Annotated in this window: 15 protein-coding genes; 7 read left to right on the top strand and 8 right to left on the bottom strand. The window is 43.2% G+C overall.

The features are described 5' to 3' along the window. Positions 1-522 precede the first annotated feature (522 nt). Entirely contained in the window at positions 523-2,946 is a 2,424-nt protein-coding gene (locus tag D8S85_RS17570; RefSeq protein ID WP_106481612.1) for an MFS transporter, read from the bottom strand. 172 nt (positions 2,947-3,118) lie between these two features. Here D8S85_RS17570 and D8S85_RS17565 point away from each other — a divergent pair, with 172 nt between their 5' ends. The 7 genes from D8S85_RS17565 to D8S85_RS17535 all read left to right on the top strand — a co-directional run bounded on the left by D8S85_RS17565 (position 3,119) and on the right by D8S85_RS17535 (position 13,208). Then, positions 3,119-4,009, top strand: a complete 891-nt coding sequence (locus D8S85_RS17565) for a helix-turn-helix domain-containing protein (protein ID WP_106481611.1) — start codon at positions 3,119-3,121, stop codon at positions 4,007-4,009. Positions 4,010-4,249: 240 nt separating this feature from the next. Beyond that, entirely contained in the window at positions 4,250-4,825 is a 576-nt protein-coding gene (locus tag D8S85_RS17560) for an RNA polymerase sigma-70 factor (RefSeq protein WP_106481610.1), read from the top strand. A 127-nt stretch (positions 4,826-4,952) separates the two neighbouring features. After that, a complete protein-coding gene (locus tag D8S85_RS17555) occupies positions 4,953-6,095 on the top strand; it encodes a FecR family protein (protein WP_106481609.1) in 1,143 nt (380 codons plus the stop codon). Between the two features lie 132 nt (positions 6,096-6,227). Beyond that, positions 6,228-9,851 (top strand): SusC/RagA family TonB-linked outer membrane protein, encoded by a 3,624-nt coding sequence (locus D8S85_RS17550; RefSeq protein ID WP_228423260.1) that lies wholly within the window; start codon positions 6,228-6,230, stop codon positions 9,849-9,851. A gap of 11 nt (positions 9,852-9,862) precedes the next feature. After that, entirely contained in the window at positions 9,863-11,287 is a 1,425-nt protein-coding gene (locus tag D8S85_RS17545; RefSeq protein WP_106481607.1) for a RagB/SusD family nutrient uptake outer membrane protein, read from the top strand. Between the two features lie 18 nt (positions 11,288-11,305). Then, positions 11,306-12,292, top strand: coding sequence for a hypothetical protein (locus tag D8S85_RS17540; protein ID WP_106481606.1), 987 nt, complete (start codon positions 11,306-11,308; stop codon positions 12,290-12,292). 13 nt (positions 12,293-12,305) lie between these two features. Further along, a complete protein-coding gene (locus D8S85_RS17535; RefSeq protein WP_127075443.1) occupies positions 12,306-13,208 on the top strand; it encodes a BACON domain-containing protein in 903 nt (300 codons plus the stop codon). A gap of 95 nt (positions 13,209-13,303) precedes the next feature. Here the strand turns inward: D8S85_RS17535 and D8S85_RS17530 are convergent, their stop codons facing one another. The 7 genes from D8S85_RS17530 to D8S85_RS17500 all read right to left on the bottom strand — a co-directional run bounded on the left by D8S85_RS17530 (position 13,304) and on the right by D8S85_RS17500 (position 25,614). Then, entirely contained in the window at positions 13,304-15,955 is a 2,652-nt protein-coding gene (locus tag D8S85_RS17530; RefSeq protein ID WP_106481604.1) for a zinc-dependent metalloprotease, read from the bottom strand. 106 nt (positions 15,956-16,061) lie between these two features. Then, the gene (locus tag D8S85_RS17525) at positions 16,062-17,165 is read right to left on the bottom strand and encodes a TlpA disulfide reductase family protein (RefSeq protein ID WP_228423259.1); all 1,104 of its coding nucleotides are present in this window, start codon (positions 17,163-17,165) and stop codon (positions 16,062-16,064) included. Then, complete coding sequence (locus D8S85_RS17520) at positions 17,162-18,286, bottom strand: TlpA family protein disulfide reductase (protein WP_172726535.1); 1,125 nt, start codon at positions 18,284-18,286, stop codon at positions 17,162-17,164. Before D8S85_RS17520 ends, D8S85_RS17525 begins: the two co-directional genes overlap by 4 nt. Positions 18,287-18,323: 37 nt before the next feature. Next, positions 18,324-19,445, bottom strand: coding sequence for a TlpA family protein disulfide reductase (locus D8S85_RS17515; protein ID WP_158641623.1), 1,122 nt, complete (start codon positions 19,443-19,445; stop codon positions 18,324-18,326). A gap of 141 nt (positions 19,446-19,586) precedes the next feature. Next, positions 19,587-20,516, bottom strand: coding sequence for a hypothetical protein (locus D8S85_RS17510; RefSeq protein ID WP_106481601.1), 930 nt, complete (start codon positions 20,514-20,516; stop codon positions 19,587-19,589). Positions 20,517-20,529: 13 nt separating this feature from the next. After that, positions 20,530-22,041, bottom strand: a complete 1,512-nt coding sequence (locus D8S85_RS17505; RefSeq protein WP_106481600.1) for a RagB/SusD family nutrient uptake outer membrane protein — start codon at positions 22,039-22,041, stop codon at positions 20,530-20,532. 12 nt (positions 22,042-22,053) lie between these two features. Next, a complete protein-coding gene (locus tag D8S85_RS17500; RefSeq protein WP_106625153.1) occupies positions 22,054-25,614 on the bottom strand; it encodes a SusC/RagA family TonB-linked outer membrane protein in 3,561 nt (1,186 codons plus the stop codon). Between the last annotated feature and the right edge of the window lie 146 nt (positions 25,615-25,760).

Raw genomic sequence — 25,760 nt, 5'->3', positions numbered from 1 at the left:
TATTATTTCATAAAACCAAACACTTTATTCCGTCATAGCTATATTTACATCCATTTTTCTACTCATCAAGATAATAATCGGAATCTTATCAGACTCTCTCAAAATTTCGAATCCATCGGAATATTCACACTTTCAAGTCAATATCAATTTTCGACTTGGTAGTTATATACGATTTTATTGTGAGATGTTAACTCCTGCATGCAAGAAGGAATATTTACCATTCGTAATCCAATGGATAAGGGATCCATTTCCAAGACTAGCGCCAATCAATTTCACCTCGAAGACATATCGTGGACGTTCACGAACGTCTTTGTAACGTCTTTGATTCGTCTTTGATACGTCTTTAATCCCTAAGAACATCGAATATGCCACGGAAGATCAACGTGTATTATCTAGGATGTCTAAAGCGACCTTTAGATAAAGATTAAAACTTACCTACCCTATTTCATGCAGACTCGTCCACACTTTATTCCGTCGTAGCTATATTTGCACTCATTTTTACACTGTGATACAAAAATAGTTTTACTTATCCAATCTCTTTTCGTGCAACCATTTGCAGATGAAGTCAAGTACCTCCACATTATTCAAGTCTGACATGGGAAAGTGGGTGTTTCCCTTGATACCGACTTCGGGCAAATGAACAACGGTGACATCTCCGCCACGGCGATTCACGGCTTCTGCCCATTGGCGGGCAAGGCTCAATCTTGTAGTCCATACATCAAGTTCATAAACGCCTGTCGGACTGGTCGGGATGTTGTCTCCATAGAGGAGTAGCATCGGGGTATGAGTGAACGCTTCGAACACTTCGGGTGAAACCATGATGTATTCAAGACCTTCCTTCTCATGAGTCTTTGGACGTGGCCCATCTGTCGGGAAAGAAAAATATCCACCACCCTCCAGAGCAATCACAGCCTTCACATGGCTTGTCTTAGGTAGAATCTTCCAAGTGTGCATCACGCCTTGCGAGTGTGGCATAAGAATCACACCACCCAGACTATCGCAAAGCGAAGCAATGGTTGATGAGTTGTGCTCAAAATCGGTTGGTCCCGTTTCGGGCGTCATTTGTCGCATAAACTGGTTAATCGCTTCCTTGCTCCGGCTGAACTGCACATTGTCAAAATAGTCAGGATATATTCCGATGCGCCATTTAACGTACCAGGTCTGTTCATCAAATGCAGGAACAACCTCCATCCCTACCGTACCGCGCCCGGCATTTCCACGACGAGGCATCGTCACGTTGTATGTGCTGAAATTTCTGCGCAATAGAAGATTCTGATACCCCTCTCGCCCATCAGGGGTAGTCTCCCAAGTCTTCGGACCTTCATGTATACCGTGAATCATTACAACCGGATACTCGCGTGGAGCCACAGGCTTTTGAAAGAAAACATAGGCATGGTCGCCATGAAACAGATGTCCCATGCTGTCGGTAATAACGATGCCGCCAAAGGCAAAACTGCCTTGCTCTTGTATGATGAGCGGCCGTGTGTGCGAAGTACTTGAAACTTTTCGATTGTCTTTCGCGTTTGCTGGACAAGCATAAATCATTATCGCCATAATGATAAAAAAGTTCTTGAATAATAATTTGAACGATTCGTACATTTTACTTGAAATTTTAGCGTGTTGAATGAATAAGGTTATAAGGAGAGCCAATAAAATGAGCAAAGTGGCAACCATCATGCAATGGCTGAAACGCATCGTGCTGTCTATGATGCTTTCTGATGTCGAGACCATGAGCGACAATCCTATGGCACCGCCAATCTGATGAGTCACGTTCACGAATCCCGATGCCGCACCAGTGTCCTTGCTATCAACCCCCTCTATGCCGAGGTTAGTGAGTGGACTCATGGCAAGTCCTTGCCCGAAACCAATGAATATCATGGGCAAAGCGATTGAGAACAAATAAGAACTGTTACTCTCAATTTTTGCAAGCCACACGAAGCCGACAACAAGTAACACAAGCCCGACAAGCAGGATAGGAAGATTACCGTGCCGTTCTACCAGTCGTGGCATTGCCAAAGCTCCCAAAAACGTGGTTACCGTCATAGGCAAGAACGAGCATCCTGTTTGCAACGGAGTGAAGCCAAAACTACTTTGCAGAAACACGGATAGGGCAAAATTGTAGCCCATCAAGGCCCCTATAAGCATCAGCCGAGACGCATAACCATTGCATCTGTTACGCGAATGAAACAGACAAGCTGGAACAATCGGTAGTTTTGCCTTTCGCTCCACTTTTATGAATACGGACAAGCAGATACCAACCACAAACAGCCACATCCAAGGATTCTTCGCTCCATCAATGGCATAGACAAAAGCAAATATGGCTATCGCGGACAAGATTGTTCCCGATACGTCCAAGTGCCCCTCTGCTTTGGTGCCCTTATGCAACCATTTTGCTGCATACGAAAGCATGATCAGTGTTATGGGAATATTCACCAAGAATCCCCAACGCCATGAGCTGTAACTAGTAATGGCACCGCCAAGCACCAGTCCCACGCACAGCCCCAATCCCGAAATACTGCCATACCAGGCCACTACTTTTACTCTTTCTTGTCCTTGGAAATAATCGACAATCAGTCCGAGAGCAGCAGGTGCCATTGCCGCAGAACCTACACCTTGCACAAAACGTGAGGCAATCATCAATGGTGCCGTCTGAGACAATCCCGCCCCTAACGAACCGATGCAGAATAATACGATCGAGATACAGAACGTCAGTTTACGCCCATAGATGTCACCCAATCGTCCACCTGCCAGCATGAATCCGCCAAAGGCAAGGACGTAAGCATTCTGCACCCACGACATCGCCATGCTGCCCATATGCAAATCGGAGGCTATTTCTGCTATCGCCGTTATCACAAGTGAACCATCAATGCCCACCACCAAATAGCTTGAGAGTACAAGCGCAATCAATATACGCTTGCGCCTATCGTCTACTGAAGTTTTTTTCATACCTAAATCTATAACACTCTTTGTCCGAACGCAAAATTATGATGAAAGCAGCGTTTAGTTGGTAGTGAGATTTCTGATAAAAATATACAAATCACTTTTTTGTATTTGGCTCCACACTAAAAAGTAGTAAATTTGTCTTTATAACAGGTTCTTGGCAAAACAAAATGAAATTATGGAACAAATAAAGGTGAGTGACATCCGCGGTTATAACGAGATGGTGGGGGCTGAGACATTGCATCCACTTGTGGGAGTTGTTGACTTCAGCAAACTTCCGCCTATTTTGTTCAACAGTCCACAACGCATGTTCGGATATTATGCCATATACCTGAAGGGGAAAAAATACACAGAACTACATTATGGCGACAGCATTTACGACTACAGTGAGGGCGCATTGGTGTTCTTTGCTCCGGGACAAGTGGCTGGTTCCGAAGCTGATGGCCAGTATCATCAAGTGCAAGGTCATGTGCTGATGTTTCATCCCGACTTGCTCTCCGGCACTCCATTACAGGGAATCATGTCGCAATATACTTATTTCTCATACAACACGAACGAGGCTCTCTTTCCTTCTGAACGAGAGAAACGACTTCTTGTAGATATTTTTGACAAGATAGACGATGAACTTCATACCGACAATCCTAGTTTGCTCATCATCACCGATTACATAAAAGTGGTCCTCGATTATTGCCTTCATGCCTACGACCGCCAGTTCAAAGCCTTTCCCGCGGCAAGCAATGGCACTCTTGTACGTTTCGAGCAACTCTGCAATGACTACTACGACAGCAGGCTACCCCTTACCAACGGATTGCTTACCGTGCAATATTGTGCCGACAAACTCTGTTTTTCCGTCAATTATTTCAGCGATTTCATACGCAAAACCACTGGTCTTTCACCCCAGAAACATATCCAACAAAAGACTTTCTCAAAAGCAAAGGAGTTGCTATTGACCACATCGAAGCGCATCAACGAAATAGCCCATGAGCTTGGTTTCCAACAACCACAAAACTTCACCAACTGGTTCAAAAAAATGGCACACTGCTCACCTAATGCTTATCGGAACAAATAAAGTTATCGTGCATTTATTAAAGATTACAACTCACCTCCTTTTATTCCACTTATTTTTCACGTGAGCCTATTAAACGGTTCGATCTCTCAAAACTCAATCGAATAATTTTCAATTCACGCTGGAAGATAAAAATTTATTTCCTGTATATTTGCAAAACCTTTGAGTTGTAGCATTCTTTGAGTTTTTTTCAAAAGCTAATGATCAAAACAATGGAAATAAGATGTTTAAGATGTTAAACACATGGACAAGTCGAAAGAAATATTAATGCTATTTAAAGAAAACGAAGAGCGTGCCTTTCGTGAACTTTTTAACTCGTTCTATGATAATTTATTGCTTTACGCCATTCAATTTTTGAATGATTCGGAAACAGCGAAAGATGTTGTCCAAGATTGTTTTGTCGATTTTTACGTGAACAAGCGTTTCAATTTTATTCGAATCGGTTTGGAACAATATTTATTCCAAGCCGTCAAACATCGTGCCATTGATCACATCCGAAGTCAACAACGTAGAGAACATCGCCATCAAATAGTCATGACTGAAATTTGCGAAAATGTATCCTCAACAGCAAACGAACAAAATGAATTGGAAGCGATCTACGTGGCCATTAATCAATTACCAGAAGCTCGTCGAAAAATATTCACGATGATTTACCTGGATGGGATGAAATACCAAGAAGTAGCAGATAAATTATCCATCAGTATCAATACCGTGAAAAAACAAATGGGAAGAGCTTTCAAAACTTTACGCGAAAACTTACAAGGCCTCTCGTTTACGGCTATTTTAATGATCTATTTTAAAAGGGTCTTTCAAAAATAGACAAACACATTTCCCTCATATTCTGCATACTGCAGAACAGTTTCCTTTTCTTTTGATGCATCATGAAAATATTTGTCACACAAATTCAATTTGGTGACGCCTTATGGGAAAATATTAAACGATCGCCATGGAAAATATAGACGAAATTATCGCGGCTCGATTAGCAAAAGAGTCCCTTTCACAAGAGGAAATAAACTCGTTGGACGAATGGTTATCTCAATCAAAATCTCATAAACATATCTATTCCCGCTTGGAAACAATGGCAGAAAGAGGAAAACTCTTACAAGAAGATCATCGAGACCATAACCTGGTTTATCATGAAATCTTGAATAAGATTCTCCAGAAAAAAAAGAAACAACAAAAACTTATCATACATTCTATCGCGGCAAGCATCACGTTGCTCATCGGATTATTCTTCCTATTTCAACAGGAACCTGAGCAACCAGTATTCTCTCACAATTCCTTCTCGGAACCTATCAAGCCCGGCTCTCCCAAGGCAAAATTAACCTTAGAAGATGGTAAGAGCATTGACATCGAGGTTTCTGAAGAAAGTGTTATTCTGGCCGACAGCCTGGTTAAAATTGAAAACAAGGGCAACATGCTGGTTTATTCTTCAGAGAAGATGGAAAAAGTGGCATACAATACGCTTTCAATCCCTCTAGGCGCTGAATATTGCGTGATGTTACCGGACAACACGAAAGTATTTCTGAATTCAGGGTCAGAACTCCGTTATCCTGTGGCATTCAACAACAATTCAAGGGAAGTTTTCCTGCAAGGAGAGGCTTATTTCGAAGTACAGAAAGATTCGACCAAAGAGTTTATTGTCCACACGGATCAAATGAAAATCCGCGTTTTGGGAACTTCATTTAACGTGAAGGCCTATCCGGAACAGGATATGATAGCAACAACGTTAACAGAAGGAAAGATACAAATAAGTTGTGACTCCCAATTATATAATATCATCCCAGGTATGCAACTGACCTACCACAAGAGAAACAGGGAAACAAATATTCAAGAAGTAGATACCGAATTGTACACCTCATGGAAAAATGGGTATTACAAATTTGAAGAAATGCCTCTCGAAGAGATCATGTCTACCTTATCCCGGTGGTATAACCTTGAAATCTTTTATCAAAGTCCAGCCAAAAAAATGATCATATTCACAGGACAATTAAAACGTTATGATGATGTTACCCAGTTATTACGCAAATTTGAAGAGACCCATGAAGTCGAGTTCTTGATAAATGGTAAATGTATTACCGTAAAATAAAAAAGTGTATCCTCAATCCCAGCCAGAAAATCGGATACACCATGTCAAATTATAATATGCGAATTTATGAAAAAGAAACGAATCGACACAAAATTCGATTATCGAATTTTGTCACGAAAAAATTTATTGTTTATGAAATTTGTTATTATCATTTTAGTCGTGACTTGCTTATCTGCACGGGCAAACGTGTTCTCCCAACGCATGATAGTAAACATTGACTTACAAGATGTTTCTCTAAATCAACTTTTCAAAGAGTTGAGCAAACAAACCCGATGTGATTTCCTATACAATCACACGTTACTCAAAACAAAAGGGAGTTTAAATATAAAAGCTTCGAACAAGCCACTCGAGCAATTACTCGGTGAAATTTTACCCGGTTTTGGCTTGGAGTATTTTCTAGATGACAACGTGGTGATCATTCGGGAATGTTCAAAATCTACTGATGAGAAGAAGTCACTAACGATTAACGGGAGGGTGACGGATGAACAGAAGAATCCGTTACCGGGTGTTACCATTATCGTGAAAGGATTAAAAGTAGGTACCAGCACGGATGTCAACGGAAAGTTTAAAATCTACATCCCCGGAGTAGAGGAATGTACCTTGTTTTTCTCTTTTATCGGGATGGAGACACAAGAGGTAAAATATTCCGGCAAAGACTCCTTACACGTGGTGATGAAAGAGTCCTCGGAACAACTGGAAGAGGTTATCGTCAACACGGGATACGAACGCATTGACCCGAGAAAAACGACAAGTGCCATTCAATCCATTAAAGCAGAAGATATCGTTGTATCGGGACTAACCTCCATCGACCAGATGTTGGAAGGACATGTACCGGGTATGATTTTCATGCAAAACACGGGGCAAATCGGAGCCACCCCTCGTCTACGAATCCGGGGGACGTCAACCGTGTTGGGATCGCAAGAACCATTGTGGGTCATCGATGGTATCGTACAAGAGAATCCGGTGGATGTGGATCCTCAACAAATTAACGACTTGGATTTCGTCAACTTGCTCGGTAACGCCATCACGGGTTTGAATCCGGAAGATATATCTCAAATCGACATTTTGAAAGATGCCTCCGCAACCGCTTTATACGGAGCCAAAGCCGCTAATGGCGTCATTGTCATCACGACAAAAAAAGGGAAACAAGGCCCACCCACTCTTTCTTATTCGCTATCCGGCTCGTTTATGAGACGCCCCCATTATTCGGACAACAGTGTTTACATGATGAATTCCAAAGAACGTATTGATTTTTCCCGGGAACTTATCGAGAAACGGGTCACGTACCCGCAAGTCACCTCATGGATGGGATATGAAAAACCATTACGGAATTACTGGTCCGGTCTGATCTCATTTGAAGAGATGCAAAAAGAAGTGGGATATTATGAATCGGTGAACACCGATTGGTTTGATATCCTCATGCAAAATTCTTTCTCTCACAAACACACGTTAAGTCTCTCGGGTGGAAGTTCTGCCCTACGTTACTACGTGTCTGCAGGATTCGCTGATACACGCGGAAATATCAAAGGTGAAGAGAATAAACAATACACGGCAAACATCAATTTAACGGCTAATTACCAACGTATATCCATTCGTTTCGGCTTCAATGGAAACGTGATGAAAAAGAAATACACGCCCAATGACGTGGAAGTACCCAAATATGCTTACGAGACAACACGCGCATTACCGGCCTACAATGAAGACGGAAGTTTATGGTTCTATTCGAAAGACACTGGTTACGCTTACCGGGATTACAACATAATCAACGATGTAAATAATACTTCTCAAGATATCCGTTCCTCAGGATTAACCGTAACAGCATCGCTGGACTATCAATTCAACGAGGCATTAAAAGCATCTTTTACGGCCTCGTACTCCACCAATAACACGACTCAAGAAATTTGGCATGGAGAAAATTCATTTTATGCCGAGATCCTACGACGTCCCCAATACAACGGAACTGACAAGAACGGGATGCCTTTCGGTGGAGAACTCCAGTATCAAAATACAGAACGTTACGCTTACACTGTTCGCGGGCAAATCAATTTCAACAAAACCATTGATGCAGAACAAAAACATTTAATTACTTCTTCCATCGGGGGTGAAGTTTCTTCCAATCAATACTTCGGATTAGACCAGACATTTAGAGGTTATTTGAAAGAAAGAGGGAAAAAAATGGCAGGAACAGATTTGTCCGAGTATCCCTATTTTGAAGAATGGAAAGGTAGCGATCCCAAAGCACTAGGGGTATGGACCGATAAATTAACCAACATGGCCTCCACATTTGCCACGTTCTCGTACACCTACAATAATCTTTACACGTTAAACGCAAATGTCCGGTTGGATGCATCCAATCGTTTCGGTTCTCGTGCCAACGAAAAATTAGCTCCTATCTGGTCGGTTTCGGCCCGTTGGAATATAAAAGATGATTTACTTCCATACACCAAGTGGATTTCCTCCATTGCCTTGAGAGGCTCTTTCGGATACCAAGGTAATATGCTGGATACGGAATCTGCAAAACTAGTATTAACAAGAGGCGGATTGGATCCCAATTTCGAAGAATATGAATCTTATGTCTCCAGCTACCCGAATCCAAACCTGAAATGGGAAAAAACAGAGTCTTACAACCTGACCTTAGATTTCAGTCTATTCAAAGGACGTATTAACGGAAATTTCACTTATTTCTATAAAAACACGAAGAATGCTTTTCTATCGAAAACAATTTCCGCTATTAACGGGGTCAACAACTGGGTCGTAAATCAAGGTACGTTAAAGAATCAAGGATTGGAAGGATCATTAAGCCTAACCATTATAGACTCGAAATCCCGCAATGCCAACGGTTTCCGTTGGACGATGAGTCCCAATATCGGACAAATCTTCAATAAAGTTAGCGGAAACTCAAAAGATCAAACGTTAACAAACGAAATCACTTACTCCGGCTTCCTGGATGGTTCCGTGGAAATACAAGGACGCCCGTTAAATTCATTCTACTCGTATAAATTTTATGGTTTGAACGCATCCAACGGCTTACCCATGTTCTACGGATCGGATCGCTATCAATACGTCGGAAATCAAAAAGTTGACCTCTTAAAAAAATACCAGGAGTTGAGTCCCAGCGAAGTTTTCACCGATGTAATGGAATATTCGGGAACAAGGGTTCCTACATTACAAGGTGGTGTACAGAATTCTTTATCTTGGAGACGCTTCTCTGTTTCCTTGAATCTGACATACAGCTTCGGATCAAAAATCCGACTATTAAAAATGTATCCCAACGTGAATTCAGACTTCAACACGATAGCTCCCCAACCGACCGATAATGTTCGCAAAGAATTCCTGTCAAGATGGAGACAGCCGGGAGATGAATTACACACGAATGTGCCGGGTATTGTCTCTTCTTCCGAATTTACAAGTACCCTAAACACTTGGATGTGGTGGTATTCATTAAAAAATACAAACGGAGAATCCATCAAGTTTGCCGGAAACATTTGGGATATGTATGACAACTCGAATTTACGAACCGTTAGCGGGGATTTCGTGAAAATTCAATCTTTAAGTATACGTTATAATTTCCCCGACGATATTTGCAAACAACTCCGGATTAAATCGGCTTATATCGGCTTTACCGGCACGAATCTACACACATTTTGCAATAAAAAATTAAAAGGACAAGATCCGGCAACACAAGACGGGATAGCCCCGACAATCAACATGTCGCTTCGACCTACTTATTCTTTTAATCTCAATGTTTCATTCTAATTTGAAAGAATATGAAAAAATTATTATTCATAACTGCTTGCATTCAAATACTCTTGCTCACGGCCTGTCATGATTTCCTGTCTCAGTACCCCAAAGACCAAGTGTACCCGACTTCAACATCCGATTTTAACGAATTACTCGTCGGGGACGGTTACATGGATGCCATTAAAGGTACGGATATCGGTCCATGGTTACAAGTCATGGATGATGATGTTCTATTCGTAAGAACCAATACCAGCAAATCGACTGAAAACAACTTTTATTGGTATGAACCAGAACCCAACACGCAATCCACGTGGACAGCACTTTATAAACGTATTGGAGTTGTCAACGTGATCCTAAACGAAATTGACGAATTCAAGGATGAACCCGGAGACGGATATCGGAAAGTAAAAGGGGAAGCCCATTTCCTTCGAGGCAGCAATTACTATTTCCTTGTCAACATCTATGGACAACCTTACTCAAAAGAACGGGCAGCAACGGAACTGGGAGTACCCCTGAAACTAAACGCCGAGATTGAGGATAAACGTTTTCAACGGAACTCGTTGGAGGAATGCTACCAACAAATCGTAAACGATTTGCAATCTGCCGTCAGACTTTTAAAAGGTTTAAAATCGACAACCACCTATCGGGCAAATGAAATGGCCGCCCGTCTTCTGTTAAGCAGAGTATTCCTTTACCAAGGGGAGTGGGAAAACGTAATCAAACAATGTGACACGATTTTAATGGATAAATCGTATTCACTACTGGATTATAATACTCTAACCACTACCTCTAACGTGATTTCGGCTAAATCTCCTGAAACAATTTTTACGAGTGGGGCCACGACATATACCAATACTCCGTTTCTACCTTTTATCAATTACTATTTCCGAGCCAGCGAAGAAATTTTGGCTGCATACAGCTCGAACGATCTAAGAAGAAAATTTTACTTCAGGGGGTATTCGGCCTACGCTCCACGGAAGATGCTCAATACAAAGGACGGCAGTTGTTCTGATTTCTTCCTTCTCCGTCTACCGGAAGTTTATTTAAACAAGGCTGAAGCCCTTGCCATGCTTGAGAAAACGACGGAAGCCATAGAAACCATCCAAACGTTACGAGAGCAAAGAGTAAAAACCGGGACACTGGAAGACCTCCAATTATCGGGGGAAGAGCTGGTAAATTACATTCGCAATGAACGCCGTTTGGAACTTACCTTCGAGGGACAACGCTGGTTTGACCTACGCCGTTACGCCGTATGCCCGAAATGGCCTTTCCAAAAGGAAATACACCACCCGTACTACGTTGAAACCGAAATCAAAGGAGCACGCGTACTGCGGAAATACGATGAAGAGCCCGAATTTTATGTTCTTCCTCTACCCGAAAACGAAATTGTCCTAAACGGAGGAACGTTAATCCAAAATGCAACCCGGGAACAGAAATCGGAAGTCATGTAATTCTAAAATTCTAAATATATGAAAACATATTCATTATATTTCCTACTGATCATTCTTTTCATCAGCTGTAGTGATGAAGACAAGACATTGACACCCAGCTACGCCGATATTAACTGGTTCGAACTATCGGACAGTCCGGATGAACTGGGCCACATGTGTTATGAAATTTACAAAAATACCAATATATCCGTATTCTATTCAGACACGATAGGCCGCCAATTTAGGGGAATCGACGGTTATGGCGACAGCATCATTCATTACGAAATAATCAACCCTCAATACACGATTGCAAGTGCAACAAGCACGATCACCTACATTTTATCTTATGATCGGAATGCCATTCGCGATGGAATCATGTTTCTCCGGGACAAAGTAATTCCCGTGTTGTCCCCTAATACATATCCCAGAAGTTTTCTTATCGTAGAAAATTTAACATTGAATGCGACCTCCACTGTCGCAAACGGGCAAAGAGAGGGGCAAGTATTCAACGGATTAATGACCACACTCGTAAGCAATATCAGCAAACTTAGCACCATGAGTTCCGAAGATCAGACCCGTCTTGCCAAACAAATTGCATCACCCATTCTACAAACCTATTTAAATAACACACGACGTGATGAATTAGAGAATTTCTACGCAGTCTCGGATAACAGTGTCACATGGCCGGCAGACGCACTATCAACAACCGCATACCAGCGTCTCGTAAACTCTACCATTCCCCCAACGAACACAGGGTATCTCCCTTATCGGGAACATTGGAATGCTTATGGTTTTCTAATATCCAACCCCAATTCTCCGGGGACACTAAACGGGGGACCTGATGTGTATACAAAATTTACAACACCCACGCAAGCACAAGATGTTATATCATTCATAGAGGCCGTATTGACGTATAGTGAAACAGAATTTCAAGCCCTGTATGAAAATACCGTGGGATATGAATTCTTGATAGAAAAATACCGTATGATAAAAAAACTTCTTGATGAGGTAAGAAATAATCACTAAAATGAATATTGATATGAGAAAAATAATTTTCATAGGAATGATTATCGGCATATTTATTTATGCATGCGAAAAAGATGACAGTTATCTGGAACTCTCTGAAACAGAAATTCAATTGGATGCCGCAGGAGCCGAACAATACATACAGGTAAACACAAATGCCATTACCTGGCAAATTTCCAGTTCGTCCGACTGGGTGATAGCCGAACGTGACTCCTGCTTTTTAGTCATTAAAGCAGAATCAAATCAAGTTCGTTCAGAACGGAACGCCAAAATAGTCATCGTGGCGGACAACAAATACGTACGAATCAATGTTTCTCAAGCAGCAAGTACCCGTGCGGTCGGAGAACCCTATCCCGATGAAACAAACCCCATTGGCATTATCTACAAGGTCCTTGATGGAGGAAAGCACGGGAAAATCCTTTCTTTTGATGAATTTAACGGGAAGTGGGGGCTCAATTCAAACACAGGAATAAGAAGTCTGGAAGACGGAAAAAGCAATACACGCGACATGATCAACGCATACAAAGATGCGGCAACTTTTGATAGTGACTATTCTATCTTCTGGTGGATTTACCAAGAAAAAAATAATGGCGATATCGATGGTCAATGGTATATTCCGGCTTATTCGGAACTTGTCGAATTATATTTGATTCTCGTGGGACAATCCAAGACAACAACAACCAATGCAACTCAGACAGTAAGCGTTTCCCACAACATTAATGTCCGGAATCAATTCGATTATCAACTAAAATTATACGGAGGAGTCCCTATGGATTATGAAGAAGGGTATTATTGGTCGTCCACGGAATATAACACGAGTAATGCACGTCGGGGACTTTTTAAACACAGAACATCAACAAACAATTACACAACCAAAAAAAGTTCATTCAACGTTCGAGCTATTTTACAATTCTAATTTAAAAGAAAAGTGCTAAGATAGGAAAAATCCCAATAGAAGATTTCTAATGTCGCACCATAGAAATCATTCTATTGGGATTACTACTTTAACACTTATTTCTTCACGCTCTTCAATATCAACAACAAGGATTGATAATGAGCCGCATCATCTCTATTAGCCGAATTTACTTTGCTCTCGACCAAACGGGTTATTTTTTCCAGCATACTGCAATAATAAGCCGGAGTTTCATTTATCGCCGTTACATCCAATGCTTTTTGCCAACCGTACCCGGCTCCAAACTTATCCAAAGACATGGGAGCAGAAACAGAAGCCGTTTCATGTTCATTTTCCATCTTTTTCAATACATCGAAATAACGATCGATCATTCCGCTTGCATCCAAACCGTAAAGACGAACCTCATCCAAAGAAGGTAAATAACCGTTGCCGGTAGCCCCGATCACGATACCTCCGCCACTGCTCTTTCCTCCGGTCAATCCTTGAACGGCCTTCACGGCTTCGGCAACCATCATACGCTGTAACAATTTATCTCCCACGGTCAATTTCCGGTTATTGATCGTACTTTCCCATACCCCACTGTACAAGTCATCGAAATACTCACGTGTCGAATAAGGCTTGTCGCTCAAGTAAGAAGAAAGGGTTACTCTACCACCCAATGCCAACAATTGCTTTGCCATGGTGCTCATCACGATGGTCTTAACGCCATAATTCAAATCAAACTTGGACAACAGCTCTTTATTGTCGAGCCAATCGCAATCCCGCAATTGTTTGATAACCCAACGCATGGAAGCCTTTTGTACGTCTCTCGACACCGGTTGAAAGGTTGCACCCGGGGTTCCATCCTTCACTGCTGTCAAGTATATACCCCCTACATTATACGTCACGTTCATCAAGTAACGCACATACTGCTGCAGAATGTTATTGTACAACTCTTGCCGATGCTCGGTCGAAGGATCATCCTCAATCCAAGTATTCAGATTCTTTAAAATATACTTCAAATTACTGATACCATAACTTCCGGCCTTGATCGGATCATCTCCCAAATCCTCCTCGATAGCACTCGGGTCATAACGACTCGCAATTTGTTGTTTGCCATAACGGTATATCGGATCCCCGGCTTTTTCATCCACCCATCCTTCCAGTACTTTCGCCTCTTCTTTAACAGACAAATTTCCGGCTATCGGGGAATACAACCATTTAATGGCATAATAATCGTAAACTCCCAAATCGGGCGGAGTCAACCGCACGCCCTTGTCTCCGGGTTGTGCCACGTAATTAAAACGAGCGTAGTCCATGATAGAAGGCGTCGTTCCATACTTTTGGGTAAAGCTTGCAGAACGCAAAGAGTCCACGGGGTAAGCATTCGATGCGGCCATGTTATGCATCAACCCCAACGTATGCCCGATCTCGTGAGCGATAACATACGTGATCGATTCGTCCATCACATCCTGCGGCATCTTCTTCGCACGCACTCTCGGGTCTACCTGAGCCGTATGCGTGAAACGCCAGTTATTGATCAACTTCACGATGTTATTGTACACAAGCACGGAAGCATTAATAATCTCTCCCGTTGTCGGGTCTACCCAAGAGGGACCCATGGCATTTTCCGTGGCAGTCGGCACGTAACGGATACATGAATATTTCAAGTTATCGGGGTCAAACGTCGGATCATCCTGCGGGAAATCCCGAACCTGCATCACGTTCTTAAACCCGATCTTTTCAAAAGCCTTGTTCCATCCCAACACGGCATCGCGAATCGGTTGTTTCCAAGATTCCGGGAAAGCGTCATCCACGTACCACACGATCGGTTTGATCGGCTCCACCAGTTCCCCGCGTTCCCAAGCCTTCATGTCCTTGGGTTCCAAACGCCAACGGTTAGCGAATGTAAATTGTTGGATTTTATCCTCTTCTGTCGAAATATATTGTTTCGGAGTTAAGAAAATACCGATACGAGAGTCCGAAATTCGGGGTTTCATCTTCTCTTCCGGTAATAGCAATATGCTTCTCGTTGCCTTTATTGAAACCTCTCCCAAATTAAACGTAAACAAGAAATATGAAGCGGAACAAGTGTACGTCAGGTAAGTTTCAATAGAAACATTATCCTCAAACGATTTCACCGCCCCCAAGTAAGCCAACTCGCTCTTCGGTGATGCATTCACGTTAAGCCCCATAACCTGCCCTCCTACAGGATTCAACTGCGGCTCGTTTCCCGTGAATAGAGACGTTACCTCGAACACCACGGCGGTAGTATCATTATTATAGGCCTCCGGTTTATATTTCTTCAAGAAAGCCCCTATGAAGTTCTTATCGATAGCCTTTTTCAATGATTTTTCACTTTGATCGTATTCCGTCATGGCATTCACCTTTTTCAGGAACACCGTGCTATCTATCATCTCGAACTTCACGTGTATCGGATCCTGCGGCTTGTATCCCACCGTCGTGATATCCGGATTGCTTGTTTCCGACACCACGGAAGCGATCAACAACTCCCGTCCCATGTATTTCAAGGGCATCTCGAAATACAACTTATCCCCCGTCTTGTGCAACGTGATAAACGATCCGGCAACCGTCTGCAATCCCGGAGTTTTCAAAAATTTATCATACTTGCTTTCTTTTTTGGCAGGTGTGGTCGTTATAGCTTCAACCTGCCCTTTTTTCTTCTTTTTCTTTTTACCGAAGGCATAAGCCGATTGCGAACACGGCACAACAAGCAACGCCACCATGAAAAAAACGATTAATTTTTTCATACAAATTAAAATTCAATTTTAAAACAATAATTTATTAACACATACGAAACCCAAGAGGGATGAAAATGGAGTTTTACCCCCCCCCTCTCGTATCTTTTTTCAAAAACTATTTCTTGTTCAATATCTCCTCCAACCTTTCCCGCAATATATTGCGACGAGCATTCTTAGCTGCGATCTTTCCCTCCTTGTCTACCACGATGATATGGGGAATGGACTCTATTCCCAACGCCTTCCGGATGGTCGACTTCTCCCAGCCGCCTTCCGCCAAAGCGCTCAACCAAGGTATCTGTTCCTCCTCGCAGGCTTTCTTCCACCTCTCTTCCGAATCGTCCAGCGAGATACTCACAAAACGCACACCTTGCCCTTCCAGCTCCTTGTACAACTCCCGCAAACTTTTCATCTCCTTGCGGCACGGTCCGCACCACGATGCCCAAAAATCCAACACAACCACCGAACCCCGCAACGAACTCATCGATACCTTGTTTCCCTCCTCGTCTGTCACTGTGAAATCCGGTACTTCCGTACCCTCTATCGAGGTGACTAGATCATCAACATGCTTCTTCAAGGCGATCCCCCATTGGGATTCTCGCACCTTGGCGCCTAATACCTCGTACAACCCCTTCGCGTACCGGTAAACTTCCCTCCCGATCTGCTCCGAAGCGTACGCCGAGAAAATATTATCGGGGTGTTGACGAGCGAACTCTCTCGTCAACTCGTACCGGGTATCCTCCAAGCGGATCACTTGTGTCATCACCTTATCTGCCAACTTCACGTCCCCAGCATCATCTGCCTGTTTGTACTCCTCCAAAAGAGGCCATTGCCGTCCATAATATTCCTTGTTAATAAGATCACGATATTCCCTTTCCAAATCATTCGCCGGCGAACCCTTCAAATCATTGGCGGACAAAGACTCGTAAGCTCCATCCAGCCGCATATCATGACCGTCCATGAAAACCAAGAAAGACCTCTCCCCCACTTTCAACCCGAACTGTCCGGGAGCCTCCAAGCATCCTTTCAACTCGAATTTTCCACCCTCGATCCTCGTAGAACACAACACCTCGTTCTTGAACGGCTTCAACAAGGCGACCTCGCCATCCATTATCCCCTCCAAGTTGCCCCGGAGCGTGAATTTGTAATGCTGCGTATCGGAACATCCGATACACAACAATACACTCACAAACAACAATAAAATAATTCCTCTATTCATCATTTGCTCAACACTTCGTCCACTATTTCTTCAAAACCATCTCCCGGACCGGGAACATCTCTACTCAAAAATTTCCCATCTTTACCGATGATGAAATACTTAGGTACCCCCATGATACCGTAGTCATCACAGAAAGGATTCTTTCTAGCAAAAGCGATCAAATTTATTCCACTTGTATAACCACGCTCTTCCAAAAACTTCTTCCATTTGTCAAAGCTACCCACATCATCAATAGAAACTGTGATAAATTCCACATCCTTACGATCTTTGTATTTTTCCTTCACTTTTATGAAGTAAGGCAATTTCTTGATACAACCGCCACACCACGTCGCCCACACATCGATAATCACAATCTTTCCGCGAAACTCTGCCAACGTGTGTTCCCGTTTTTCACCATCCAACATTGTGAAAGCAGGTGCCTCTTTTCCCGCTTCCAACCGATCGTGTTTCATGTACAAATCTATCACTTCCGTTTTCAACTCTCCCTCTGGCATGCATTGTTCAAATAGGGAACGGCACTTTCTCAAGACATCCGTGTAACCTTGAAAGTGAAACTCGTGCCTAACTACACCCCTGAAATAATTCACGATCAGCACGGAATCCCGTGTTTCCAGTACCTCCTTCCATGTTTTGTATTGCAAATCATCTTTCTTGTCACCAAACACTTGAGAAGGTGTAAAACCGCCAACTAAAGCCTTTGTCGCATAATAACAATCCACGTTCCACTTAAGACTGTGAAGATTACAAAAATCCAACAAACTTACCTTGTTCAACAATTTTTGAATCTCCTTCTTATTCACCTCCGCACTTTGGTTTTCACGATAATACAGAAAAACCTCTCGAATCGCCCACACCGTGTTGGCAAGTACGGCTGACTTATCCTTGGTATTCTTGGAAAGAATATTCTTCTCAATCTCCGCCTTTTGTTTCAAAATAGCATCGAAACTCTCGGCTCCATTAATCGAGAATGGACGCCATCCTTGAATCACCTCTTCCGTCAACGCCGACAAGGTTTGCCCATTCGCGGCGGGCATTGACATCACTTTAACTTGAGATTGAACTTTTCCACAGCAAAACACGACGAGAAAAAGCAACCCGAGCATTTTTACATACAAACAATTCATAACATACATACTATTAGAATTAAACATCCTCTATCCATTATTTACCCAACACCTCATCCACAATTTCTTCAAAACCATCTCCCGGACCGGGAACATCGCTATACAAGAATTTCCCGTCCTTACCAATAATGTAATACATGGGTATTCCCATAATACCGTAATCATCTTGAAAAGAATTTTTATCCGCAAAAGCAATAAGATTTATTGCATCCGTCAGATTATGCTTCTTCATGTGTTCTTTCCACTTTTCAAAAGAACCACTTGCATCAATAGAAACGGTAATAAATTCCACATCTTTACGGTCTTTGTATTTCTCTCTCACTTTCATAAAATAAGGTAATTTCCGGATACAACCACCACACCACGTCGCCCACACGTCGATAATCACGATCTTCCCGCGGAACTCAGCCAACGTGTGTTCCCGTTTTTCGCCGTCCAACATCGTGAAAGCGGGAGCCTCTTTTCCCGGTTCCAAACGTTCTTTCAACTCGTACAAATCTTTCACTTGCGTTTTCAACTCTCCTTCCGGCATATATCGCTCAAACAGTGGACGCAACTTTTTCAAAACATCCGTGTAACCCTTAAAAATAAACTCGTTCCGGATAGCACCGAAATAATTCACGATCATCAAGGAATCTCGTGTTTCCAACATCTCCTTCCATCTCTTGTACTGCAAATCATCTTTCTTATCACCAAACACTTGCGCAGGAGTAATTCCCACTGCCAATGCTTTCGCATTGTAATAGGCATCCACGTTAAATTCAAAACTGTGAAGGGTCGTAAAGTCTTTCAAATTCATCCCTTTCAATAGTTTTTGTATCCCCTTCCTGTTCACCTCCGCACTCTGATTGTCACGATAATAAAAGACGGCCTCGCGCATCGCCCATACCGCATTAGCAAAGGCAGCTGACTTATCCTTGGTATCCTTGGAAAGAATATTCTTCTCGATCTCTGCTTTATGCTTCAAAATAGCATCAAAATCATCATCCTTAGTAATCGAAAAAGGACGCCACCCTTCAATTACCTCCTCCGTTAATGCAGACAAAGCTTGTCCGTTAGCGGCAGGCATAGGCATCATCTTAAATTGGGCTTGCATTCTTCCACCACAAAATAAAATGAAGAAAAACATCCCAATCATTTTTACATACAAACGATTCATAACACACATTTATTTTATTAAACATCAACTGATTGTCTGTTCGGTTCACAAAATTCATGAAGCCACGAGTGTCCTTTGGCAGCCGAACTGCCATCACTCAAACCCCGCAACATCCGATGAATTTTATGAACCTTATAAACTTTATAATCCCGGTCCTACCCGCATCGCATCCAAATCCAGGCCGTACTCCGTCTTCAAGTAATTGGACAAGTACTCATACTTTTCCTGTATCATGGGATACTTGAACCATCCCTCTTCCCGCTCTTCCGGACTATACTTCATACCCAAGAGAATATATGCCATCACGTTTTCATAACGGTTCATCAAACCAATCCAAGCCACACGCTGAAGCCCTGAATCGACCCCATAGTTCAACCCTGGTAAACCTCTCCTCTTGTAATAATTCTCTGCATTTTCGTCATAGCTATTAACTGCCGAAGTATAATCAAAACCTTCATGGAATTGTTCGGGAATTTCGATAGTACCTTTCTTTACCGCTCTCTCCAATATCTCCATCAAAATAGTACCCCTGCATATAAAATACTCTTCCTCAGTACTAGGAGGAACTATCTTTTTGTAAAAAGAACCCTCTTCCGGATTGTCGGAATACATGCAAATAGACCAATAATCCATGCCATCAAACTTATTTTTCCCAAAATACCAATATCCTCCCCAACCCATAGAACGGAAACTATATACCATATAATAGTACATAGGCAATACTTTTCGTGTTGCTTGTGGGGTCAAATAGGCAAAAATATGATTCTTCATGAACTTGGTCATAAACTCCGCCTGTTCGTCATTCAAACTCTCCCCGAAATAGGTGCTGCCCTCACCCAACGCTCCCGTCCACGAACGATTCAAGTCAGTCTCCTCAAAATCCTTGTAAATGATATAAATTCCAAATTCTTTCTGAATTTCTTCAAGATCCTTATCCCATGAATTATTCCCCTGCGGGAATTCATAACGCATGCCACCTTCTCCCTCTTTGTCGGCGACCAATTTATCCTCGCTATAACAGGACAAAAACAGACATCCGAATAAACAATATAGATAAAATTTCCAATTCATAACATTCTATTTTTTAATTCCTTACTTCTGGTAATGGGTTTTGCACCAACTGTCGGTTCTCTTCCAACACGCTCGGCGGGATTGGCAACGTGTAGAACGGGTCCTTCTCTTTCAGGGTGTAGCTCTTCACGTAATCCCCGTTTTTCCATACACGGGTGATTGACGGCATCCCATAACGGCGCAAATCAAACCAGCGGTGCCCCTCGAAACACAATTCCAAACGCCGCTCCAAACGGATACGCTCCACTAGAGCGTCCCCCCTTTCCGTTATCTCAATTTCGGTTCCCGTGACAAAACGATTCTTCAACAAGGTTTCCAACGCCTCCACGGCAGTTTCCTCGTCATCATCCAACGCCGCCGCTTCTGCCAAGTTCAGGTAAGCCTCCGCCAACCGGAAGGCATGGGCGAAATTCTCGGAATTAGAAGGCGTAATCCTATAATCCACGGCAAACTTGCCGTAAGGGGCATACCCGAGTAAATGTCGCTCGGTATCCTCATAATAACGACGCACGATATAATTATCTTTACGAAGGTCTTCTTCCTTATATTTCCCTAGCAAATCCGATGAAGCATTGAAAAAGTTCAATTGACTTCCTCGATCCTTCGGATCAGCCATATCTATATTAACTAAATTCAAGAAAAGCTGCAGACTACCAAACACCCATATCGTTTCCGAACACTCCTGCGAGATAAAGTTATAATAAGGTGCGGCATACGTTGGCGTCGGCAACGAGTTCAAATCCGTCAATGTGAAATTCCAATCGTTGATCACCTTTTTCGCATAAATCGCTGCATTCTTCCAATCCTCCATATACAGGTAAACACGGGATTTCAACAACTGCACCATCGGCAAGCTCGTGCGGTAATCCTTCTTGTATTGCTGCTCGACAGGCAACTTCTCGTAAAGCGATTCTGCCTCGTTCAAATCCTTCAATACCTGCTCATACACCTCCTCCACCGTATTCCGGGGAAGTTCCAGCACCTCCAAAGCACTTGTCAACTTTAACGGTACCCCCAATGCCTTCTTGTCATAATTGTAGGGAGCCCCCCACATGTTGACCAACTGGAAATAATAAAATCCCCGTAACGCCAACGCCTGTGCCTTCACAATATTTTTCTCATTCTCCGTTCCGGACACGTCGTCAATGTAATCCAATGCAGCATTCGCACCCAATATATAAGTATAAAAGTTTTTATAAGCATTTCCTGGTGTTATACAAGGCTCAACAAAAATATCCGGTTGCCAAGCATACGCTTTTTCCAACCCGACAATATCTTCTGCCGTCCTCATAGCTGAGGCTTTCAACTCCCCGGTAGAATCCGTGCACATGATGTCATCATCGAACATCAACAACAGATTCATAACCTCCTTTCCATTCCCGATGAGGATATAGGCATCTCCTAACAACATCTCGTTCAAGGAAGAAGCCTCCCTCGGTATATATTCAGTTTGCGATTTCGGTTCCAGAAAATCGGAACAGGCTACCGCTAGTCCTGCTAATAAAACGATCAATAACTTTTTCATATTTCCACGCATTTAAAATCCAATATTAATACCCAAGGAGTAATTCTTCGGGTGTACGCTATTCCCCAATTCCGGATCGAAACCATTCCAACGCTTGCTCGCAATCACGAACAGGTTAGATACTGAGGCATTTACCGAGAGCGTCTTCAATCCCATTCGCTTACACCATTCCTCCCCCACTCTCCATGACAACGACAACTGGCGGCAGCGCAAAAAGGACGCATTGGCGACCTGCACATCGGAATCAGCCCACATTTCCATCCATCTTTCAGTACTATTATCCGGCAGGTATAACGTTTGCGATGTCCTCACCACCCCCGGTATTTTCGTGTAATTCTCGTCGCCAGGCTTTTTCCAACGTTTATTCAAATCCTTGTTCAGATTGACAGTAGGTTCCGGCATATACGTTCCACCCTGCTCGAATCCCTCGTAAGGTGAAGGCAAACGTTTCTTACTTCCCAACAGCAACGAGAATCCCGAAGAAAGGGTCAATCCTTTCCAGCGCAAGCTGAAATTCAAACCTCCCGTGAAATTAGGTTCTGTTGTGCCCGAGTACACGAGGAATGTCGTGGGATCCACCAACGAATTTCTCTCCGCCTCTGGCACGTCCACGTAATTGAACAAGGGACGCCCGTCCTCTGCGCTCAATCCCGCAAAAGAATATGACCAGAATCCCCCGACCGGATACCCCTTTTTCAACACTTTGGTGGAAGAACCGTTAATATACTCGTTTTTATAGGCAAAATACTCTGCCTCACCGGTTTCATTCCAATTCTTAGACGAATTCAACGACAAGTTCAACGCCCAATCCTTCGTTCTGATCGGTGTAAAACTAACCGTGAACTCCATACCTCTATTGGTAATCTTTCCCCCGTTCATTTGCATACTTTCCTTTCCGTACTCCGCTGGTAAATCCTGTTGCACGATAACATTCGAACTTCTCGTGTAATAATCAACAACCACGTCAAATATATTGAACAACGTCATGTCCACTCCCCAGTCCCATGATTTTGTCTTTTCCCACGAGAGCCCCGGATTAGGCAAACTGGAAATCGTCGAGTAATATTGGTTATAAACAGACTTTATCCCTCTTTGTGCCAAAACCAAGTCCGGTCCCAATTTCGTCATGGCATTACCCTGTATTCCATAAGTGGCACGAATGTTGAAAGTGTTCAACCAGCCTTTTATCCCAGCAAGCCAAGGTTCATCCATGGCACTCCATGACAAACCGAAAGAATAGGTCGGGTCGAAACGATCGTTCTGGTCCTGCCCGAAACGATTGGATGCATCATTACGCACAGAAAAATTGAACACGTACCGATTCTTCAAAGAATAAGCCACCGTTCCCATGAAAGAGAGGTAATTCTCCGTGTTATTCGTACGTTTCCATCCCATACCATTATAAAATTCCCCCAACAATCCCCATCCGGAGAGCGAACTGGAGATTCCGACAAACTTGTCGGGGGAAGTAGGTTCGATTAAAGCCTCGCCCCGGTCAGGCAAGTACCCAAATACTTTACTGGAAGAATTCTTCACGGAAGAGGAACGAACCTCCATCATCAACATGGCATTCAAACGATGATCTTCATTGAATGACTTGGATACCAATAATTTGTTTTGCACGTTGTACGAACGTTGCACGGCATCCGTCGTGAACAACACGCCTCCGAAAGGCATAAGCGCCGAGTTGAATAATTCACTACCCGGTTCCACCGTACCGTAATCATACCCCCGGTAATTTTGTGCCACACGGAAAGTCCTTTCCGTAAAATAACTCTCTCCGTTCGTGCTGGAAGCCGTGTACCCTCCGGCAAACTCGTAACTCAACCAATCCAGAATATACCACTTGAAATTCAACGCCGTGGATAAATGTATGTTTTTGTTTGTCGTACCGCTATTATCCCGTTCATTGATAAAATTATAGCTCAAATTTTCCACGGCTCGATTGTACTGATAACCGCACCTCTTTTGATAATATACCGGATCCCCGTTCTCATCATAAGCAGGAAGTGCCCTACTCGTCGTCGTGGCATACGACAACGGGTTTACTCCTTGTCCGAAAGTCTTTGTTTCCGTGGAAGTCGCATTAATCTGCACGTCCAAGCGCACCTTCTCGTGCAGGCGAGCATTCAACGCCAACCGTCCGGTCATTCTCTCGCTTGAGTTCCCGATCTCTTGCCCCATCGTGTTGTTATACCCCACGGAAGCATTGTAAGTAACCTCTTCTGTTCCGCCTGCCACGCTTAAATTATGATTGTGACTGACAGCCGTGCGGGTCAACAAGTCGAACCAATCCGTGTTCACCGTTTCCAGAAAAGCCTTTCTTTTCGTGTACGTCTCGTAATCCATCTCTCCCTCCAAATACATTTTCAATGCTCCCTCGTAAGTATAAGGCTGGTTGATCGGCTCCTGGTAATAAGGAGTTCCGGCATTATACACTTCCTGTGAAAAACGTACCCTTTCTTGGGAATTCATGTAATTGAACATCCCGTAATTGGGACGGGTGTTAATCGTCATGTTTCCCGTGTAATTCACGGTCAAGCGTCCCGCTTTCCCTTTCTTCGTCGTGATCACGATCACCCCGTTCGAAGCCTTCGAACCGTAAATGGCCGTGGCTGAAGCATCCTTCAACACCGTGATCGTTTCTATATCCATCGGATTCAACCATGAAATCTGGCTTCCCACGATATCTTTCAAATCTTGCGTCATCACATCACTTGCCTCAATCTCCAACGGATCTTCCTGCACGATACCGTCCACCACCCACAACGGCGATGTATTCCCCAGCATCGTACTCGTCCCTCTTAACTTGATTTTCGGGCTTGTACCCACCCGAGAACTAGTGTTCATCACGACCAACCCAGCAACCTGCCCCTGCAACATCTGATCGATAGAATTGTAAGAAGGCATCAACACATCCTCCGCCTTCATCGCCGTGTAAGAACCGACCATATCTTTCCGGTTCACGGTATTATATCCCGTCGACACCACGGTAACCTCGTCCAAAGCCTTTGTATCCTCTTCCAGGGTAACATGCAACGTATCTTGAGCCGTTTTTTGGGTAAACTCAATCAACTTCTTCTTGTATCCCACGAAAGAAAACTCCAAGACTCCTTTCCGCAAAGGCAATTCCAACACGAACCATCCCTTGGCATTCGTGGCCGTACCAATGGTCAAACCCGCCACTTTCACCGTTACCCCCGGCATCGGATGTTTGTTCTCGTCCCGAACAAAACCTTTAACCTTCACGCTACTCTTTTCCCGCTCGTCTTGTGCCTTGAATTTTATTATAACCACATCCTCCAAAATCTCGTAAGCATAGCCTCGTTTGCCTAGTACATTCTCTAAAATCTCAGACAAAGTAGCTTGCTTCATGTCCACCGTTATCCGCTCCGTCGCAGAAATGCTTTTATCGCGATAGAAAAACTGTAATCCCGTCTGATCCTGCAAATAATCAAACACCTTCACGATAGCCTCGTTATTAAACGAAATGTCCAACTTTTGCTCTTGGGAAAAAGCTGTCGCGTTCACGGTTTGAACACAACACAATAAAACGAACAACTTCAATTTCATAACTAACAAAATTTTTCGCCTTTTCTCTTTCGAGAAAAAGGCACAATTCCTGTTTTTTTTCATACCTTTGTTTAAATTTAGATTTAACATGCATCTGTTACCAGCAGATGTTTCGTTCCACAAGAGGAATTTACCAGATTCCTCTT

The organism is Butyricimonas faecalis, from assembly GCF_003991565.1.
GTDB lineage: Bacteria > Bacteroidota > Bacteroidia > Bacteroidales > Marinifilaceae > Butyricimonas > Butyricimonas faecalis.
Note: the sequence above shows the minus strand (reverse complement) of the source record. Positions and strands in the feature narration are given on the sequence as shown.

What these genes read in the sequence shown, in the direction of transcription:
- D8S85_RS17525 (WP_228423259.1), bottom strand. Translation starts at nt 17,165, where the DNA reads ATGATGAATAGAGGAATTATTTTATTGTTGTTTGTGAGTGTATTGTTG.
- D8S85_RS17565 (WP_106481611.1), top strand. Translation starts at nt 3,119, where the DNA reads ATGGAACAAATAAAGGTGAGTGACATCCGCGGTTATAACGAGATGGTG.
- D8S85_RS17515 (WP_158641623.1), bottom strand. Translation starts at nt 19,445, where the DNA reads ATGAATCGTTTGTATGTAAAAATGATTGGGATGTTTTTCTTCATTTTA.
- D8S85_RS17530 (WP_106481604.1), bottom strand. Translation starts at nt 15,955, where the DNA reads ATGAAAAAATTAATCGTTTTTTTCATGGTGGCGTTGCTTGTTGTGCCG.
- D8S85_RS17520 (WP_172726535.1), bottom strand. Translation starts at nt 18,286, where the DNA reads ATGAATTGTTTGTATGTAAAAATGCTCGGGTTGCTTTTTCTCGTCGTG.
- D8S85_RS17545 (WP_106481607.1), top strand. Translation starts at nt 9,863, where the DNA reads ATGAAAAAATTATTATTCATAACTGCTTGCATTCAAATACTCTTGCTC.
- D8S85_RS17560 (WP_106481610.1), top strand. Translation starts at nt 4,250, where the DNA reads ATGGACAAGTCGAAAGAAATATTAATGCTATTTAAAGAAAACGAAGAG.
- D8S85_RS17500 (WP_106625153.1), bottom strand. Translation starts at nt 25,614, where the DNA reads ATGAAATTGAAGTTGTTCGTTTTATTGTGTTGTGTTCAAACCGTGAAC.
- D8S85_RS17540 (WP_106481606.1), top strand. Translation starts at nt 11,306, where the DNA reads ATGAAAACATATTCATTATATTTCCTACTGATCATTCTTTTCATCAGC.
- D8S85_RS17555 (WP_106481609.1), top strand. Translation starts at nt 4,953, where the DNA reads ATGGAAAATATAGACGAAATTATCGCGGCTCGATTAGCAAAAGAGTCC.
- D8S85_RS17570 (WP_106481612.1), bottom strand. Translation starts at nt 2,946, where the DNA reads ATGAAAAAAACTTCAGTAGACGATAGGCGCAAGCGTATATTGATTGCG.
- D8S85_RS17505 (WP_106481600.1), bottom strand. Translation starts at nt 22,041, where the DNA reads ATGAAAAAGTTATTGATCGTTTTATTAGCAGGACTAGCGGTAGCCTGT.
- D8S85_RS17510 (WP_106481601.1), bottom strand. Translation starts at nt 20,516, where the DNA reads ATGAATTGGAAATTTTATCTATATTGTTTATTCGGATGTCTGTTTTTG.
- D8S85_RS17550 (WP_228423260.1), top strand. Translation starts at nt 6,228, where the DNA reads ATGAAATTTGTTATTATCATTTTAGTCGTGACTTGCTTATCTGCACGG.
- D8S85_RS17535 (WP_127075443.1), top strand. Translation starts at nt 12,306, where the DNA reads ATGAGAAAAATAATTTTCATAGGAATGATTATCGGCATATTTATTTAT.